Here is a 16963-nt window from a genome sequence, read left to right as displayed (position 1 = left end):
TTTTATCATATTTCTCATATTACACAAATTTACAAGCTTGTCCAGCATCCAATGCAAGTTTTTTCCGAGGCTCCCCGGCCAACCGAGGCATCCTGAGCGGTCCTGGCCTGGCTACCACCTCGGAACAGACTCTTCTTTCAACTGGCTGCGCAGCTCGGCATAGTCAGGAACCACCGTACGCACAGTGTCCCAAAAACGCGGGCTGTGGTCCATCACCCGCAAATGGCTCAGTTCGTGAACCACCACATAGTCGATCACGGACTGCTTGAAGTGAATCAGCCGCCAGTTCAGCCGGATCGCACCATCGGCGCTGGCGCTGCCCCAGCGCGTGCCGGCGCTGCTCAGGCTCAGCTTGCGCCATTGCACGCCCAAGTGGGGGGCATAGTGGTTGAGCCGTTCGGTGAAAAGGCGCTTGGCCTGGCGCATCAGCCAGGCCTGCACGGAGTCGCGGATCTGCTCCGGCGTCGCATCGTGCGCCAGGGCGATGTGCAAGGTCAGCTTCGCCACGCCCGGCAGGGTGCTGCCGGGGGCGTCGGCGCCGGTGTGCAGCACAGCCCCGGGCCCACCGAGGTTCTTGAGTTCACCGCCCACCGCACCGAAGGCATGTCGCGGATCGATCACCACCATCACGGGCTCCCCGAGGAAAGGCAGGGACGCCCCGTCTTTCCATTCGATGCGCGCCGACTCGAGCCGGTCATGGCGGGCGCGGGTTTCCTGCAGCTTGCGCACGATCCAGCCGGATTTTTCCTGCACGGCCTTGTCGATGTCATAAAGCGGCACCCATTTGGGCGCGCTGACGACCAGCCCTTCGGCACCGACCGAAAAGCCGATGGTGCGCCGCTTGCCGCGCCGGAACTGGTAAGCCACCACGGCGCCCTCCAGCAAGGCCTCGCGCGTGGCCGCAGGATGGCGGTAGGTGGCCGGCGCCAGCACTTGCGCCAAGGTCTGGGGCGCAAGCGGGTCCGGCTTGTCATTCGCTGCCTTTTTTATAGCTGTCGGCGCAGAATCAGCAAGGGCTGGAGGCTGATTTGGTTTTGGTACGGCAAGCTGTTCAGGAGGCGAGGCCACGGGTCTGGCGGGCTCCAGGTCAAAGAGGTCAAGCGTGAACTGGAGAAACCGTTGCATGCAAACAGTCTAGCGCTGTGACGGGGTTGCCCGTGGGCGTGCTCTACGCGCCGGTGCCAGCGGTTTAGCGGTTTCCGGATAGGCCTCGGGGTCGAGCCGGCGCATTTCGGCTTCGATCCAGGCCTCGACCTCACGCATCAGTTCCTCGGGCTTGCGGCCCACGCTGCTGATGGGTTTGCCGATCGAGATGTCGACGATGCCGGGCCTCTTGATGAAGGCCTTGCGCGGCCAGCACTTGGCCGATGTCACGGCCACCGGAATCACCGGGGCGCCCGTCTCAATAGCCAGCCGCGTGCCACCGGTCTTGTAGACGCCTTTTTTTCCGCGGTCAATCCGCGTGCCCTCCGGAAACATGATGACCCAGACACCCTGGCTCATCAGCCGGCGGCCCTGCTCGACCACCTTGTTGAAGGCCTGTGTGCGCTGACTGCGGTCAATGTGGATCATGTCCATGCGGGCCATGGCCCAGCCGAAAAAGGGCACGTACAGAAGCTCTTTCTTGAACACGTAGGCCAGCGGGTGCGGCATCAGTGTCGGCATCGAAAACGTCTCCCAGGTGCTCTGGTGCTTGAGCAGCAGCACGGCCGCGCTGGTCTCGCCGACAGGCAGGTTTTCCATGCCGGTCACACGATTTTTGATGCCAAGAATCACCGTGCCGCCGCTGACAGCCAGGCGCAGCCAGCCGGCGCACAGCCAGTAGATCTGGGTGCTGCTGCCGAACAGCGAAAAAATCAGCACAGCCAGCCCCCAGGGAATCACGGTAAAAATCATCCACAGAAGGTGCAGGACGGAGCGGATCAGGGGCATGGCGTGCGTTTTCAGTCGAACTTTTGAGCGTTTCAGGGCTGCAGCCCTTTAAACATCTGCGCGAGTAGCTACTTTTTTCATAGCACCTGTTGGGGCGCTGCGATTCAGGATGAATTCCACAAAGGCCGGCAGGTCGGCATGGACCAGCGTGCCGGGCGGCAGGCCCTCCGGCCGGCCACCGTCCCGGTACCCTGCCGATTTTCCGGTCAGCACCAGGTGCGGCTCACAACCGGCCGCAGCGCCGGCGAGCAAATCGCGCACCGAGTCGCCGGCGGTCGGCACACCCTTGAGCGGTACGCCAAAACGCGCGCCTATCTGCTCGAACAATCCGGGCAGGGGTTTGCGGCAGGTACAGCTTTCTTCCGGGCTGTGCGGGCAGTAAAACACCGCATCGATGCGCCCGCCCAGCGCCGCCAGCAGCTTGTGCATCTTGGCGTGCATGGCGTTAAGCGAGGCCACATCAAACAGGCCGCGCCCCAGGCCCGACTGGTTGGACGCAATCACCACATGCCAGCCGGCGTGGGTCAGCCGCGCAATCGCTTCCAGCGCGCCCGGCAGCGGCACCCATTCGTCCGGCGTCTTGACGAAGTCGTCGCTGTCACTGTTGATGGTGCCGTCGCGGTCGAGGATGACGAGTTTCATGGGACGTGGCCTGTGGTGACCGGCTCAGGCCGCGAGTCTGGACAAATCCGCGACGCGGTTCATGGCGTCATGCAGGCTTTTGAGCAAGCCCTGCCGGTTCAGGCGCAAGTCCATCTCATCGGCGTTGACCATCACGCCGTCGAAAAACGCATCAACCGGCGCACGCAGGGCGGCGAGTGTCTGCAGCGAGGCGGTGTAGTCGCCGGCTTCGAACTGTGCTTTTGCCCGGGGCGCCACATCCTTCATTGCCGCGTACAGGGCGATTTCGGCGGCCTCCTTGAGCAACACCTCGCTGACATGGGCATCGACGTCCTGGGCCTTCTTGAGGATGTTGGCGATGCGCTTGTTCGCGGCGGCCAGGGCCGGCGCTTCCGGCAGCGCGGCGAAGGCGCGTACCGCAGCCAGGCGCTTGGCCACATCACCGAGCCGTTGCGGATGCAGGGCCAGCACGGCCTCGACTTCCTGCGGGCTGTAGCCCTGCTCGCGCAGGGAGCCGGCGAGGCGGTCATAGATAAAACCCACAAGTTCTTGTCCCGTTGAATTCGCGACACCAAAGTGTTTGTTCAATGCTTGGAGGTAGTTTTCATCCGCGTCTGGTGGCATCAACTGGACAGGCACAAACGCTCCTCCACAGAACTGCTCCACAAACGGGCGAGTCGCTACTGCAAGCAAGCGATGAAGTGAAAGTGGCAAGTCTTTCTCGACCAACATACGGATCACGCCCAGCGCATGGCGGCGCAGGGCAAACGGGTCCTTGTCACCGGTCGGCAAATTGCCGATGCCGAACATGCCCGCCAGGGTTTCGAGCTTGTCTGCCAGCGCCACAATCACGCCGACCTGATTGCGGGGCAGTTCGTCGCCGGAAAACCGCGGCTTGTAATGATCTTCAATGGCATCGGCAATATCTGCGGGCAAGCCATCGTTCAGAGCGTAATAACGCCCCATGATGCCCTGCAGTTCAGGGAATTCGCCAACCATGTCCGTGACCAGATCTGTTTTGGCAAGCTCTGCCGCCCTTTGGGCATGCATGGCAATGGTGGAATCGCCCTCCACCGCCAGCATCATCCCAATTTCTGTGGCGATGCGACTCACGCGTGCCACACGCTCACCCTGCGAGCCGAGCTTGTTGTGATAAACCACCTTGTCCAGCCCCGCCACACGCGAGGCCAGCGTCTTCTTGCGGTCCTGGTCAAAAAAGAACTTGGCGTCGGCCAGGCGCGGCCGCACCACACGCTCATTGCCCTGAATCACCGCGCTGGCATCGTCGGGGCTGATGTTGCTGACCACCAGAAACTTGTTGGTGAGTTTGCCCTTCGCGTCGACCAGCGGGAAGTACTTCTGGTTGGCCTTCATCGTGAGGATCAGGCACTCCTGCGGCACGTCGAGGAACTGCGCTTCGAATTCGCACACCAGCACATTGGGGTGCTCGACCAGCCCGGTCACCTCGCTCAGCAGGTCCTCGTCCATCAGCACCTCGTAGCCCGGGCCCAGCCGCTCGGCAGCCTGCGCGAGCTGCTGCACGATGGCAAAACGGCGGTCGTTGAAGCTGGCGATCACCGCGCCGTCGCCCAGCAGGGTCTGGGCGTACGCGTCGGCATCCTGGATCACCACCGGCGACACTTTGGCTTCAAAGCGGTGACCCTGCGTGGTGTTGCCCGCCTTCAGGCCCAGCGCCGTGATCGGCACCACGGTGCTGCCGTGCAGTGCCACCAGGCCGTGCGCGGGACGCACGAAGTTCACGCTGCTCCAGCCGGGCAGCGCGCAGTCGGTCTCGAGCTGGTAACTCATGACCTTGGGAATCGGCAGCTTGGCGATGGCTTCTTCGAGCGCTTTCTGCAGGCCGGTATCGAGCGCGGCGCCCGTCACCAGGCTGTCGTAGAACAGCGCCTCGGCCTTGCCGTCGGGTGCGCGCTTGAGGGCGGCCACGGCCGCCGCCGGGTCCGATACGTCGGCACCGAGCGCCTGCAGCTTCTTGAGCAGGGCGGGCGTGGCCTTGCCGGAAGCATCCAGCCCCACCGAGACCGGCATGAGTTTTTGCTGCACGGCCTTGTCGGCGGCCTTGCGCCAGACATGGGTGACATGCGCGGCCAAGCGGCGCGGCGAGGCATACGCCGTCACCACCGAGACGTCGGCACTGGCCAGGCCCTGGGCCTTGAGCTGCTCGAACAAGACACCCGCAAAGGCATCGCCCAGTTTTTTGAGCGCCTTGGGCGGCAGCTCTTCCACAAACAGTTCGACCAGAAGGTTTTGCGTGGTCATGGTCATGCGGCCTTCTTCGTCATCTGTTCCACCCACTCGCGCGGCGCCATCGGGAAGCCCAGGCGCTCTCTGGATTCGTAATAACTCTGCGCCACGGCACGCGCCAGGTTGCGGATGCGGCCGATATAGGCGGCGCGCTCGGTCACCGAAATCGCGCCGCGCGCGTCCAGCAGGTTGAAGCTGTGCGCGGCCTTGAGCACCTGCTCGTAGGCCGGCAGCGCGAGCTGCACCTCGATCAGGTGTTTGGCCTGCTTCTCGTAGGCGGTGAAGGCGGTGAACAGGAAGTCGGCGTCACTGTGTTCGAAGTTGTAGGCCGACTGTTCCTTTTCGTTTTGCAGGTAGACGTCGCCATAACTCATGCTGTCGGTCCACTGCAGGTTGTAGACGTTGTCCACACCTTGCAGGTACATGGCCAGGCGCTCCAGGCCATAAGTGATCTCGCCGGTGATGGGTTTGCAGTCGATACCGCCGACCTGCTGGAAGTAGGTGAACTGCGTGACTTCCATGCCGTTGAGCCAGACCTCCCAGCCCAGGCCCCAGGCGCCCAGCGTCGGATTCTCCCAGTCGTCTTCCACGAAGCGGATGTCGTTTTTCTTCAGGTCAAACCCCAGCGCCTCGAGCGAGCCGAGGTAGAGCTCCAGGATGTTGCTGGGCGCGGGCTTGAGCACGACCTGGTACTGGTAGTAGTGCTGCAGGCGGTTCGGGTTCTCTCCGTAACGGCCGTCTTTCGGGCGGCGGCTCGGCTGCACATAGGCGGCCTTCCAGGGCTCCGGGCCAAGCGCTCTTAAAAACGTAGCAGTGTGCGACGTCCCGGCGCCCACTTCCATGTCATAGGGCTGCAACAGTGCGCAGCCCTGGGCATCCCAGTAGGACTGGAGCTTCAAGATGATTTGCTGAAAGGTCAACATAAATAGGGTGTTCGGCGACGCAGGGCCGGATGGGAAAGACACAGCGGGCCTGAACCCGCGAAAACCCTTGATTTTACGGAGCTTTCACCGGGTTACCCTCAGACGCAAGGAAAGTGTCATGACAACCCAACAACTGATTTTGAGCCTGGTGCTCGCCACCATGGTGTTTTCGGTCGCGCTGGAGCTCAAGGTGAGCGACTTCAGGCGCGTCGCGCAAACACCCAAGGCGGTGGTCTGCGGACTGATCCCGCAGTTCATCCTGCTGCCCGTGGGTACCTGGTTGGCCACCCTGGCGCTGGACCTGCCGCCCAACGTCGAGGCCGCGATGATCCTGGTGGCGGCCTGCCCCGGCGGCAGCCTGAGCAACGTGGTCACCCACCTGGGCCGCGGCAACACGGCGCTGTCGGTCAGCGTGTCGGCCGTGGCCAGCATCATTGCGCTGGTCGCCACACCGTTCAACTTCAGCTGGATGGTGGCGACCAACCCGGCCACAGCCGGCTGGCTCAAGACACTGGACATCGACCCCTCGGGCATCTGGATCAGCCTGTTTTTGCTGCTGGCCCTGCCGATGGCGCTGGGCCTGGTCTTCTCGCACCAGTTGCCTGCACTGACGGCGCGCATCCAGAAACCGCTGGGCAACTTTTCGCTGCTGGCCCTGCTGGCCTTCATCGTGCTGGGGCTGATCAAGGAGCGCCAGTTGCTGACGCTGGGCCTGCTGCCCATGCTGGCCATCGTGATCGCGCACAATGCCAGCGGCCTGTTTTTCGGCTGGGCCACCAGCAAGGCCATGGGGGTGAGCGAACGCGACCGGCGTGCCGTGATGATCGAGGGCGGCATGCAGAACTCGGGCCTGGCGCTGGGCATCATTGCCGTGCAGTTCAACTCGGACCTCGGCATGGTCCTCATTGCCAGCATGTGGGGCATCTGGCACATCGTCAGCGGCCTGTCGCTGGCCTACTTCTGGAGAAAAAAAGATGCTCGACTTGCTTTTTAAAGGCGGCACCGTCGTCGACGGCAGCGGCGCCGCGCCCTTTGTGGCCGACGTCGGTGTGCAGGACGGCCGCATTGTGGCCATCGGCACCATCACCACGGAAGCGCGCGACACGGTGGACGCCAGCGGCGTCTGGGTCACGCCGGGTTTTGTGGACATCCACACCCATTACGACGGGCAGGCCACCTGGGACGAAACCTTCAGCCCCAGCATCCACCACGGCGTGACGACCGTGGTCATGGGCAACTGCGGCGTTGGCTTCGCGCCACTGCGGCCCGGCAGCGAGGACCGGCTGATCAAGCTGATGGAGGGCGTGGAAGACATCCCCGGCGTGGCGCTGACGGAAGGGGTGAAATTTTCATGGGAGAGTTTTGGCGACTACCTGAACGCGCTGGACGCCATGCCGCACAGCCTGGACTTCATGGCCATGGTGCCGCACGACCCGCTGCGCATGCTGGTGATGGGCGAACGCGCCGAGGCGCGCGAAGCCGCCAGCACGCAGGACATTGCCGCCATGCGCGAGCACCTGCGCGCGGCGCTGGCTGCCGGGGCGGTGGGCTTTTCCACCGGCCGCTCGGACAACCACCGCACGGCCGAGGGGCATGACACGCCGGCCTCGATTGCCAGCGCGGCCGAACTGACCGGCATTGCGCAAGCCTTTGAAGGCCTGAGCCACGGCGTGGTGCAGGTCGTCAGCGATTTCGACCTGATGCAGGGACCGCAGAACTTCGATGCCGAGTTCGATCTGGTCGAACAACTCGCGGCGGCCAGCGGGCGGCCGCTCTCGATGAGCTGGCTGCAGCGCGACCCAGGCGGGGAGCAGTACCTGGCCATGCAGGCCCGCGTGGAAGCGGCCGTGGCGCGCGGCCTGCCGCTGTACCTGCAGACCGCGGCGCGCGGCATCGGCGTCATCAACGGGCTGGACGCGAGTTTTCACCCTTTCATGGGTTTTCCGGGCTACAAGGAAATTGCTACGCTTTCAGTAGCAGCCCGCGCAGCGGCCATGCGGGAACCAGCCCGAAAAGCCCGCATACTGGGCGAGAAGTCGGAACGTCTGGCGGGTGACGGCACACCGATTCCGCCGCTGGTGGACATGCTGCTGGCACGGATTGAAATGATCGCCGGGCGCATGTTCCCGCTGGACGCCACCCTCAACTACGAACCCAACGTGATGCAGAGTTTCCTGGTACGCGCCAAACAGCGCGGCACGACCGCGCTGGAGGCGCTCTACGACTACTTCAGCGAAGGCGACGGCAGCCAGCTCGTCTACTTCCCGATCTTCAACTACAACCAGGGCTCGCTCGACACCGTGCGCCAGATGCTGGGCCACCCGCGCGCGCTGTTCGGCCTGGGCGACGCCGGCGCGCATGTGGGCACCGTGTGCGACGCGAGTTTTTCCACCTTCATGCTCACGCACTGGGTGCAGGGCCGCGCGCAGGGCCGCCTGCCGCTGGAGCAGGCGGTGGAGATGATGACATCGCGCAATGCGCGTTACCTGGGGCTGAGCGACCGCGGTCGGCTGGCGGTCGGGCTGCGTGCCGACATCAACGTCATCGACCCCTCACGATTAAGCGTTGGCGTGCCCCAACTGGTGCGGGATCTGCCTGCCGGCGGCAAGCGCTTTCTGCAAAAGGCGCAAGGCTATATCGGCACCTGGGTCGCGGGCCTGTGTGGGGCCCGCGAAGGCGAGGTCACGGCCGCGCGGCCGGGCCGGCTCGTGCGCTCAGGCCAGTAAGCGGCCTGAACGCAGGCGAAAAACCAGCGCCAGTCCCGCGACACCCAGACCCAGGGCCCACCACGGCCACAGGCCGTAGCGGGACACCCACCAGGCGTAAGGCGTGATGCCGTTGCGGCCCTCCACCTCGCCGACCAGCACGCCGCGGGTGTGGCGCGGCAGTTCGTGGGTGACTTTGCCGCGGTGGTCGATGATGACCGTGGCGCCGGTGTTGGTGGCGCGCAGCATGGGCCGCTCGAACTCCAGCGCCCGCATGCGCGAGATGGCCAGGTGCTGGTCGATGGCGATGGTGTTGCCGAACCAGCCGATATTGCTGAGGTTGACGAGCACCGTGGGTGCCGTGGCTGCGTTGGTGAAACTGGCGCCCAGCTCCTCGCCAAACAGGTCTTCGTAGCAGATGTTGGGCGCCAGCCGCTGGCCCTGCCAGTCAAACGACGGCTGGCCCAGCGGGCCGCGCTTGAAGTCGCCGAGCGGGATGTTCATGAGGTTGATGAACCAGCGAAAGCCCGGCGGAACAAACTCGCCAAACGGGACCAGGTGGTGCTTGTCGAAATGGAAGGCCTGGGCCTGGCCGGGCTTGAGCCCCACCGCCGAATTGGCGTAACCCGCGTTGTAGCTGCCCAGCGGCATGCCGATCAGCGCCGCCTGCTGGCCCGAGGCAAAACGCGCCTGCACTGCGTTCCAGTAACCTTCGGGCAGTTGCTGCGGCAGCAGGGGAAGCGCAGTTTCCGGCGCCACCACCAGCGCGGTTTTGGCGCCCTGCAGTTGCTCGCCGTACCAGCGCAGCGCCGTCGGCAGACCGGTGCCGGGCTGGAATTTTTCGTCCTGGGGAATGTTGCCCTGGAGCAGCGTCACCTGCAGGCTGCCGGCCGAGGTGGAGGTCTGCTTTCCCGCCGCCAGCGCCCCCGCCACGATCAGCGCCGCCAACACCGGGAACACGACCAGCTGGCGCCGTGACCGGCCCAGGCCGGCCAGGCTGGCGGCCATGAAAGCGGCCAGGAAGGTGATGCCGTGCACCCCGATCCACCGCGCGTAACCGTCCATCCAGCCGTCGAGGTGCGCGTAGCCGGCCGCGCCCCACGGAAAGCCGGTGAAAAACTCCACCCGGGCCAGCTCGGCCAGCAGCCAGAGGGCCGCAAAAACAATCGCCCTGCTCGTTCGCCCGGCGGGAGCCAGGGAAACATAGGCCGCACAGGCCACGGCGTAATAGGTGGCGAGAAAGATCGCCAGACCGCCCACGGCCAGCACCGTCAGCGGCGCGGCCAGCCCGCCGTAGACATGCAGCGAGATGAACAGCCACCAGAAAATGCCGCACAGCCAGGCGCTGCCAAACAGCCAGCCCAGCAGCAGCCCCTGCTTGAAGCGGGCGCAGCGGTCCAGCGACCGGGCGAGCGCAGCCAGGGCCAGCAGTTGCAGCCACCAGACCGGCTGGCCCTGCGCCAATCCAGAGGAAAAAGGCCATGCAACGCTCAAGGCATGGGCGCAGCCAGCTATTAAAACAATAGCAATGTCAAAAAAGGAAAGCCCCTTGCGCGGCTGCGGGTGCCCGATATGCTCCAGCAGGGCCGGCAACGTGGGCAGCGCCGACATCATGCTGTGGATCGAGTTCCGTGCCATCCGCTGCTTTTTGTCCGCCGCGCCTCAGGTGCCCGTGGCGACGGGCGAAACCTTGAACCAGCGCACGGCGCCCCCTTTGGTGTGCAGCACGGTGAACTGCAGGCCGGCCAGCGCGTAGAGTTCGCCACGTTTGGGCACATGGCCCATCTCGTGGGCGACCAGACCGCCTATGGTTTCGAAGTCGGTTTCGGGCAGCAACACACCGAAGGCCTCGTTGACGCGCTCGATCGAGGTGTCGCCACTGACGCGGTAGGTGTGGTCGGTCAGGCCGAAGATGTCGCCCTCGTCCTCGGCGATGTCAAACTCGTCCTCGATCTCGCCGACGATCTGCTCGAGCACGTCTTCAATCGTGATGAGGCCGGCCACACGGCCGAACTCGTCGATCACGATGGCCAGGTGGTTGCGGTTGCCGCGGAATTCGCGCAACAGGTCATTCAGGCCCTTGCTCTCGGGCACAAACACCGCCGGGCGCAGCAGCGCGCGGATGTTGAGCTCGGGCGCACGCTGCAGCTTGAGCAGGTCCTTGGCCATCAGGATGCCAATGATGTTTTCTTTTTCGTTTTCGTAAACCGGAAAACGCGAGTGGGCGGTGTCGATCACCAGGTGCAGCAACTCGTCGAAGGGTGCGTCGATGTTGATGACGTCCATGCGGGGCGTGGCCACCATCACGTCGCCGGCCGTCATGTCGGCCATGCGGATCACGCCTTCGAGCATTTCCCGGCTTTGCGCGCCTATGACATCGTTGTCCTGCGCCTCGACCAGGGTTTCAATCAGCTCGTCTTTGGAATCGGGCCCGGGGTGAAGCATTTCGGCCAGCTTCTGGAGGAAGCCGCGCTTGTCTTCGGGCTTGGGCGGTCTACTGGGGGGGAAGTCGGACACGGAGGTGTTCGGTAGTTGGCAAGCTGACAAGGATAACGTACTTCGATCAGGCGCATCAGCCGCTCGGGGGCATCCTTCGACAGGCTCAGGACGAACGGGTTAAAAGTTGAGCGAGCCTGGGGCCATCTCCATTCAAGCAGGGGCCGCGGAACCGGCTTTGCCGGCCCGCAGGCGCAGCGGCCCCTCGGGGCTGGAGCCTGGGGCTCCAAAGCTGCCTGCGCAGCTTTGGACAGGCGACAGAAGCGAAGCCTCTGGCGAGCGGCGGCCTGCAAGGTGCAGAGAGCTACGCGAAGCGAGCGACCGTGGGGGCTTTATATAGGCATGCGGTCGCGGCTGTCGCGCACGCCCTGCCGCACTTCCTGGACCATGGCCAGGAGGTCCCAGAACTGTTTGGCCTGGACTTTCAGGCGGTAGTCGGTCTGGGCAATCTGCTCTTCGACGATCTCGGTCATGCGCGAGTCCAGGTCGGCCGGGGGCAGCTTGAGGTAGGCCTCGCTTTCCGAACCGTCGCGCTCGATCACGGCGCCGGCCTTGCGGGCGATGTTGAGCATGGCGGTGTTTTCGCTGAGCGCGTGGATGAACATCATGCTCACGCCCTCATTGCGTGAATGCATCACAGCGCGGTCGAACAGGCGCGCACCGTAGCCACGCCCGCGTGCGTGCTTGAGCACCGACACGCCAAACTCGGCGCAGCTTTTCAGCTCCGGGTCGATCGACAGCGCCAGGTGCGCCATGGCAATCAGCTCAAGCTTGCGGTTGTAGATGCCGAAAATCTCGTCGCGTTCGAAGTTCAGGCCGGCCACGTAACGCTGGATCTGCTCGTCGCGGGCGGCGTAACCAAAGCGCAGGTAGCGGTCGTGCGGATCCAGCGCCAGCAGATGTTTTTCGATGCGTTCGCCGTGGGTGGGGCCAATGGAGCGGATGGGCACCAGCACAGGCGGCCTGTGCGGCGCGCGCGCTACGACGTCCACGGGCGGGCGGAAGAACTCCTTGCCCGCAGAAAGGGACGCTTTGATGAATGTGCCGGGGGTAACCATGGGTTCAATATAAGGGTTTTCCCTAGAATGTCCAGCCCTGAAGGCTATTTAAATCGCACGAACCCGGGGAGACGCTCGGGTTTATAGTCTAAAAGGCCATCAGCCCTTGATGGACGGGCGCAGACAGCTATGAATATCGTAGCAAATTTCCTCGGCGGGCGCCAGCCGAACCGGCATTAACCGACATCAAAAGGGGGGCCGGCCCCTAAACCAACCCCTGACCAGGCCCGCTTCGCTTTAAAGACCCGCGCATCAAACCGGCACCGCCGTGGTCGACTTCACGCGGTCCAGCACAAAACTGGTTTTGCAGTCCTGCACGCTGGGATGTTTGAGCAGCGTGTCCATGATGAAGCGGCTGTAGTGGCTCATGTCGGCCACCACCACGCGCAGCAGGTAATCCATCTCGCCGGTCAGCGCCGCACATTCCACCACCTCGGGCCAGGTCTGCACACTGGCCCGAAACAGGTCCATGGGGTTGCGCTTGTGCGATTCCGTGTGTTTTTCCAGCCGCACGTTGATGTAGGCGGTCAGCCCCAGCCCGACCGACTCAGGCTTGACCAGCGCCACGTAGCGGTCGATCACGCCGCTTTCCTCCAGCCGCTTGACCCGCCGCAGCACGGCGCTGGGCGACAGGCTGACCTGCTCGGCGATCTGTTCGTAAGTCGCCCGGCCGTCAGCTTGAAGGCTGCGCAGTATGAGCTTGTCCAGCTTGTCGAGTGCTTCCATGGCTCATATTTTGCAGGTTTGATGCGCATTCATCAAGCCTGGCGCCGTGTTTTGCATAAAAATTGATGCGTCACGCGTTTAAAGTGGATGTGCCGCTATTTTTCCGAACCGCATGGAGACACGCATGAACGCAGCCATTACCCAACCCGCACCTTCTTCAGCGCCTTCCGCCGCGGCTGCCTGGGACAACCCCATGGGCACGGACGGCTTCGAGTTCATTGAATACGCCGCGCCCGACCCCGCCGCAATGGGCGCGCTGTTCGAGCGCATGGGCTTCAAGCCGATTGCCAAACACCGCCACAAGAACGTGACCCTGTACCGCCAGGGCGGCATCAACTTCATCATCAACGCCGAGCCCGACTCCTTTGCCCAGCGTTTTGCGCGCCAGCACGGCCCCAGCGTCTGTGCAATCGCCTTTCGCGTGCAGGACGCCAAAGCCGCCTACGAACGCGCGATCAGCCTCGGCGCCTGGGGTTATGCCCACACCGCCGGCCCGGGCGAGCTGAACATCCCGGCGATCAAGGGCATCGGCGACTCCATCATCTATTTCATCGACCGCTGGCGCGGCAAGAACGGCGCCAGGGAAGGCGACATCGGCAACATCGGCTTCTTCGATGTGGATTTTGAGCCTCTTTCCAATGGCTCGGGCGCGGAGCTGAACCCGGCCGGCCACGGCCTGACCTACATCGACCACCTGACCCACAACGTGCACCGCGGCCGCATGGCAGAGTGGTCGGGCTTTTACGAACGCCTGTTCAACTTCCGCGAGGTGCGTTACTTCGACATCGAAGGCCAGGCCACCGGCGTCAAGAGCAAGGCCATGACCAGCCCCTGCGGCAAGATCCGCATCCCGATCAATGAAGAGGGCAACGAAAAAGCCGGCCAGATCCAGGAATACCTCGACCGCTACCAGGGCGAGGGCATCCAGCATATTGCGATGGGCTCCGACGACCTGTTCGCCACGGTGGACGCGCTGCAGCTGAGCGGCATCAAGCTGCTCAACACCAGCGAGACCTACTACGAGCTGCTCGACAAACGCATCCCGGGCCACGGCGAAAATGTAGCCGAGCTGCAGGCACGCAACATCCTGGTCGACGGGAATCCGGGCGAATTGCTGCTGCAGATCTTCAGCGAAAACCAGCTCGGTCCGATCTTCTTCGAGTTCATCCAGCGCAAGGGCAACCAGGGTTTTGGCGAAGGCAACTTCAAGGCGCTGTTTGAAACCATGGAGCTGGACCAGATGCGCCGCGGCGTGCTGCAGACAGCCTGACAACCACCATGTCACACGCAGCGATCAACGGTGAGGCGGCCCGCGCCGCGAAGGGCCGCCCCGAGCAAGCGACGGCCCCCTCGGGGGGCAGCGAACCACACGCAGTGGGGAGCGTGGGGGCTGCTCCACCGGTTGTCTACGGCGCCAGCGAGCGCCCACCGCGCGGCGACTACACGCGTGCCGACGCAGACTACACCTGCCCGCAGGACTACGACAGCTACACCGCCGCCGACCACGACACCTACCGCCGCCTGTACGAACGCCAGGCTGCGCTGCTGCCCGGCTTGGCCTGCGACGAATTTATTGCCGCCCTGCCCTCGCTGGGCGCCAGCGACCACATTCCGCGTTTTGAAGACATCAACCAGCGCCTGCGCCAAGCCACGGGCTGGGAAATTGTCACCGTGCCCGGGCTGATTCCCGAGGTGCCCTTTTTCACCCTGCTGGCGAATCGCAAATTCCCGGTGACCGACTGGATACGCAAGCCGGAAGAGTTCGACTACATCGTCGAGCCCGACGTCTTTCACGACCTGTTCGGCCATGTGCCGCTGCTGTTCAACCCCATCTTTGCCGACCACATGCAGGAATACGGCAAGGGTGGGCTCAAGGCGCACGGCCTGTGCGCCTGCGAACAGCTCAGCCGGCTCTACTGGTACACCATCGAGTTCGGCCTGATTCGGCAAAAGGACGGCCTGCGCGCCTACGGCGCCGGCATCCTGAGCTCAGCGGGCGAGCTGCAGCATTCGGTGCAAAGCCCCGAGCCCCAGCGTCTGCCTCTGGACATTGAACGCGTGATGCGCACCCGCTACAAGATCGACAGCTACCAGCAGACCTACTTCGCCATCAACAGTTTCCAGGAGCTGTTCGACAAAACCGCGCCGGATTTCACGCCGATCTACCAGCGCCTCCGGGGCCTGCCCGAAATCGCCGCCGGTGCAAGGCCGGCTGAAGAAGAAGTCGTTCAACACTGAAACAACAACGAGCGGCGCACCAGGAGCGCCACAGCCATTGAATGGTCGTCGGGACGGTTTCCTCCTACAAAATGAGGAGGTAAAATTTTGTTACACCGTCTACGATGAGGCTCCCATTGATCGAACTCCCTGCTGCCATGACAAGAAACACGAAAGTGTTGCTGGTCATGGACGTCGTCGAGTCGGTCAGGATCATGGAGCAGGACCAGGATGGCTTTGTACGTCGGTGGCAACAACTCGTGGAAGAAGCGGAGCAGAACGTGCTGCCGCTGCATGGCGGCCGCATTGTCAAAAGCCTGGGTGACGGCCTGATGCTGGAGTTTGCCAACGCCCAAAGTTGCGTCAAAGCGGCTTTTGCCCTGCACAGTTTCACGCGGCAAGCCAATGCCGGCGTGCCACCCGAACATCAGATGCACCTGCGCATGGGCGGGCACCTCGCAAGTTTCGTCACCGACCAGCACGACATCTACGGCACCGACGTCAACCTGACCTCGCGCGTGAGCACGCTGGCGGGCCCTGGCGAAACCGTGGTCACTGCCGACATGCGGGACCAGCTCGCGCCATTGCTGGACGCAGACGTCGAAGATCTCGGCGAGTGCCACCTCAAACATGTCAAGGAGCCGGTGCGCGCCTACCGCGTCGGGCCGCCCGGCGATGCGCCCATTGTTCCGCCAGGCAGTGCGGTTGAGCTGAACCTGCGGCCCACCATCGCCGTGATTCCGTTTGCAATGCGCAGCAACGAACCCGGCCATGAGCTGCTGGGTGAAGCGCTGGCTGACGAGGTGATTGCCGCCCTCTCGCGGACGTCGGAATTGCATGTGATTTCGCGCCTGTCAACGACGGTGTTTCGCGATCGCCGCGAAGCCATCGAGGACATCAAGACCCACCTGGGCGCCACCTACATCCTCTCGGGAACCTGCCGAAGTGCCGGCACCCAGCTGGCATTGTTCGTCGAGCTGATAGAAGCAAAAACTGGTCACATTCTTTGGGCCGACAGCCTGAAAGGACAAGTTCAAGGCTTGTTCGCGGCTGACGATGACTTAATTTTGCGGCTCATCGCCTCTATTAGTTCAACCGTGATGTCGCATCAGGTCCAGCGAGCGAGGAGCCAAGCCCTGCCCACGTTGGAGAGCTACACGTTGCTGCTGGGTGCGGTAGCACTCATGCATCGCAACGCGCCATCGGACTTTGCGCGCGCCCAGAAAATGCTGGAACACTTGATAGATCGCGCCCGGCGCCACCCCCTGCCTTATGCATGGCTTGCGCAGTGGCATGTCCTCAAGGTGCAGCAAGGCTGGTCGTCCGATCCCGTCAAGGAAGGCCGGATGGCACTGGAGAACACAAAACGCGCATTGGACAATGACCCCGAATGCGGTCAAGCAGTCACCGCAGAGGGATTCGTTTACACCAACTTGTTGCAGCAGCTGGATCTAGGGTATCAGCGGTACGAACACGCCTTAAGCATCAACCCGAATGATTCTTTTGCGAGCCTCTTAAAGGGTACGCTGCACGCCTTTAAAGGCGAAGGCGAAGCGGCCATAGCCGGGACAGAAAAGGCTCTGCTGCTTTCGCCGCTTGATCCCATCAGATATTTTTATGATTCTCTCGCCGCGTCTGCTGCGGTCGCGGCGGGTCAATACATGCGCGCCATCGAACTTGCCCAACGCTCCCTTCGAGCCAACAGAACGCATACGTCCACTTATCGAGCCCTGGCAATTGCACAATCCCAAGCTGGCCTTGTCGATGACGCGAAAGAAACCGTGCAACAACTGCTGAAATTGGAACCTGGATTTAGCGTAAGCGTTTTCGTGCACCGCTCTCCAAGTAGTGCTTATCCGATTGGCAAAGTCTACGCAAACGCGTTGACCCGGGCTGGTTTGCCGCGCTGAACTACAAACATATTTTTAGGAGATTGATATGAGCATTCTTGGTGGTTTGGGTGGCTTGGGTGGCTTGGGTGGCTTGGGTGGCTTGGGTGGCTTGGGTGGCTTGGGTGGCT

At 63.2% G+C, this 16963-nt stretch carries 14 protein-coding genes; 5 read left to right on the top strand and 9 right to left on the bottom strand.

Features of this window, described 5'->3' with window-relative positions:
- Positions 1 to 111 precede the first annotated feature (111 nt).
- The 5 genes from PSV40_RS03785 to glyQ are packed head-to-tail and all read right to left on the bottom strand — an operon-like array spanning position 112 to position 5741.
- Positions 112 to 1125, bottom strand: coding sequence for a SprT family zinc-dependent metalloprotease (locus PSV40_RS03785; RefSeq protein WP_300534370.1), 1014 nt, complete (start codon positions 1123 to 1125; stop codon positions 112 to 114).
- 9 nt (positions 1126 to 1134) lie between these two features.
- Positions 1135 to 1932 (bottom strand): lysophospholipid acyltransferase family protein, encoded by a 798-nt coding sequence (locus PSV40_RS03780; protein ID WP_300534367.1) that lies wholly within the window; start codon positions 1930 to 1932, stop codon positions 1135 to 1137.
- Between the two features lie 48 nt (positions 1933 to 1980).
- Positions 1981 to 2574 carry a D-glycero-beta-D-manno-heptose 1,7-bisphosphate 7-phosphatase gene (gene gmhB, locus PSV40_RS03775; protein WP_300534365.1) on the bottom strand — a complete coding sequence of 198 codons (594 nt, stop codon included), beginning with the start codon at positions 2572 to 2574 and terminating at the stop codon, positions 1981 to 1983.
- A 24-nt stretch (positions 2575 to 2598) separates the two neighbouring features.
- Positions 2599 to 4833 carry a glycine--tRNA ligase subunit beta gene (glyS, locus tag PSV40_RS03770; RefSeq protein ID WP_300534425.1) on the bottom strand — a complete coding sequence of 745 codons (2235 nt, stop codon included), beginning with the start codon at positions 4831 to 4833 and terminating at the stop codon, positions 2599 to 2601.
- Between the two features lie 2 nt (positions 4834 to 4835).
- Positions 4836 to 5741, bottom strand: coding sequence for a glycine--tRNA ligase subunit alpha (glyQ, locus tag PSV40_RS03765; RefSeq protein WP_300534362.1), 906 nt, complete (start codon positions 5739 to 5741; stop codon positions 4836 to 4838).
- 118 nt (positions 5742 to 5859) lie between these two features.
- On the opposite strand from glyQ, the gene PSV40_RS03760 reads away from it, so the two are divergent.
- Together PSV40_RS03760 and PSV40_RS03755 are read left to right on the top strand one after the other, a co-directional pair.
- Positions 5860 to 6735: a bile acid:sodium symporter family protein gene (locus PSV40_RS03760; protein ID WP_300534361.1), complete on the top strand. Its 876-nt coding sequence runs from the start codon at positions 5860 to 5862 to the stop codon at positions 6733 to 6735.
- Entirely contained in the window at positions 6716 to 8467 is a 1752-nt protein-coding gene (locus tag PSV40_RS03755) for an amidohydrolase family protein (protein WP_300534358.1), read from the top strand. Before PSV40_RS03760 ends, PSV40_RS03755 begins: the two co-directional genes overlap by 20 nt.
- Here PSV40_RS03755 and lnt read toward each other — a convergent pair.
- From lnt to PSV40_RS03735, 4 genes are all read right to left on the bottom strand, one after another.
- Positions 8456 to 10084 (bottom strand): apolipoprotein N-acyltransferase, encoded by a 1629-nt coding sequence (gene lnt / locus PSV40_RS03750; RefSeq protein ID WP_300534355.1) that lies wholly within the window; start codon positions 10082 to 10084, stop codon positions 8456 to 8458. The two genes, PSV40_RS03755 and lnt, sit on opposite strands and share 12 nt — an antisense overlap.
- Positions 10085 to 10108: 24 nt before the next feature.
- Entirely contained in the window at positions 10109 to 10963 is an 855-nt protein-coding gene (locus PSV40_RS03745; protein WP_300534352.1) for a transporter associated domain-containing protein, read from the bottom strand.
- 311 nt (positions 10964 to 11274) lie between these two features.
- Positions 11275 to 12000: a GNAT family N-acetyltransferase gene (locus tag PSV40_RS03740; RefSeq protein WP_300534349.1), complete on the bottom strand. Its 726-nt coding sequence runs from the start codon at positions 11998 to 12000 to the stop codon at positions 11275 to 11277.
- A 252-nt stretch (positions 12001 to 12252) separates the two neighbouring features.
- Positions 12253 to 12726: an Lrp/AsnC family transcriptional regulator gene (locus PSV40_RS03735; RefSeq protein WP_300534346.1), complete on the bottom strand. Its 474-nt coding sequence runs from the start codon at positions 12724 to 12726 to the stop codon at positions 12253 to 12255.
- A 124-nt stretch (positions 12727 to 12850) separates the two neighbouring features.
- Here PSV40_RS03735 and hppD point away from each other — a divergent pair, with 124 nt between their 5' ends.
- From hppD to PSV40_RS03720, 3 genes are all read left to right on the top strand, one after another.
- On the top strand, positions 12851 to 13996 hold the full coding sequence (hppD, locus tag PSV40_RS03730; RefSeq protein ID WP_300534344.1) for a 4-hydroxyphenylpyruvate dioxygenase: 1146 nt from the start codon (positions 12851 to 12853) through the stop codon (positions 13994 to 13996).
- A 113-nt stretch (positions 13997 to 14109) separates the two neighbouring features.
- Positions 14110 to 14964: a phenylalanine 4-monooxygenase gene (gene phhA, locus PSV40_RS03725; protein ID WP_300534423.1), complete on the top strand. Its 855-nt coding sequence runs from the start codon at positions 14110 to 14112 to the stop codon at positions 14962 to 14964.
- Between the two features lie 116 nt (positions 14965 to 15080).
- Positions 15081 to 16853: a tetratricopeptide repeat protein gene (locus PSV40_RS03720; protein WP_300534342.1), complete on the top strand. Its 1773-nt coding sequence runs from the start codon at positions 15081 to 15083 to the stop codon at positions 16851 to 16853.
- The last annotated feature ends 110 nt before the right edge of the window (positions 16854 to 16963 follow it).

The sequence above is a fragment of the Polaromonas sp. genome, from assembly GCF_029945925.1.
GTDB lineage: Bacteria > Pseudomonadota > Gammaproteobacteria > Burkholderiales > Burkholderiaceae_C > Polaromonas.
Note: the sequence above shows the minus strand (reverse complement) of the source record. Positions and strands in the feature narration are given on the sequence as shown.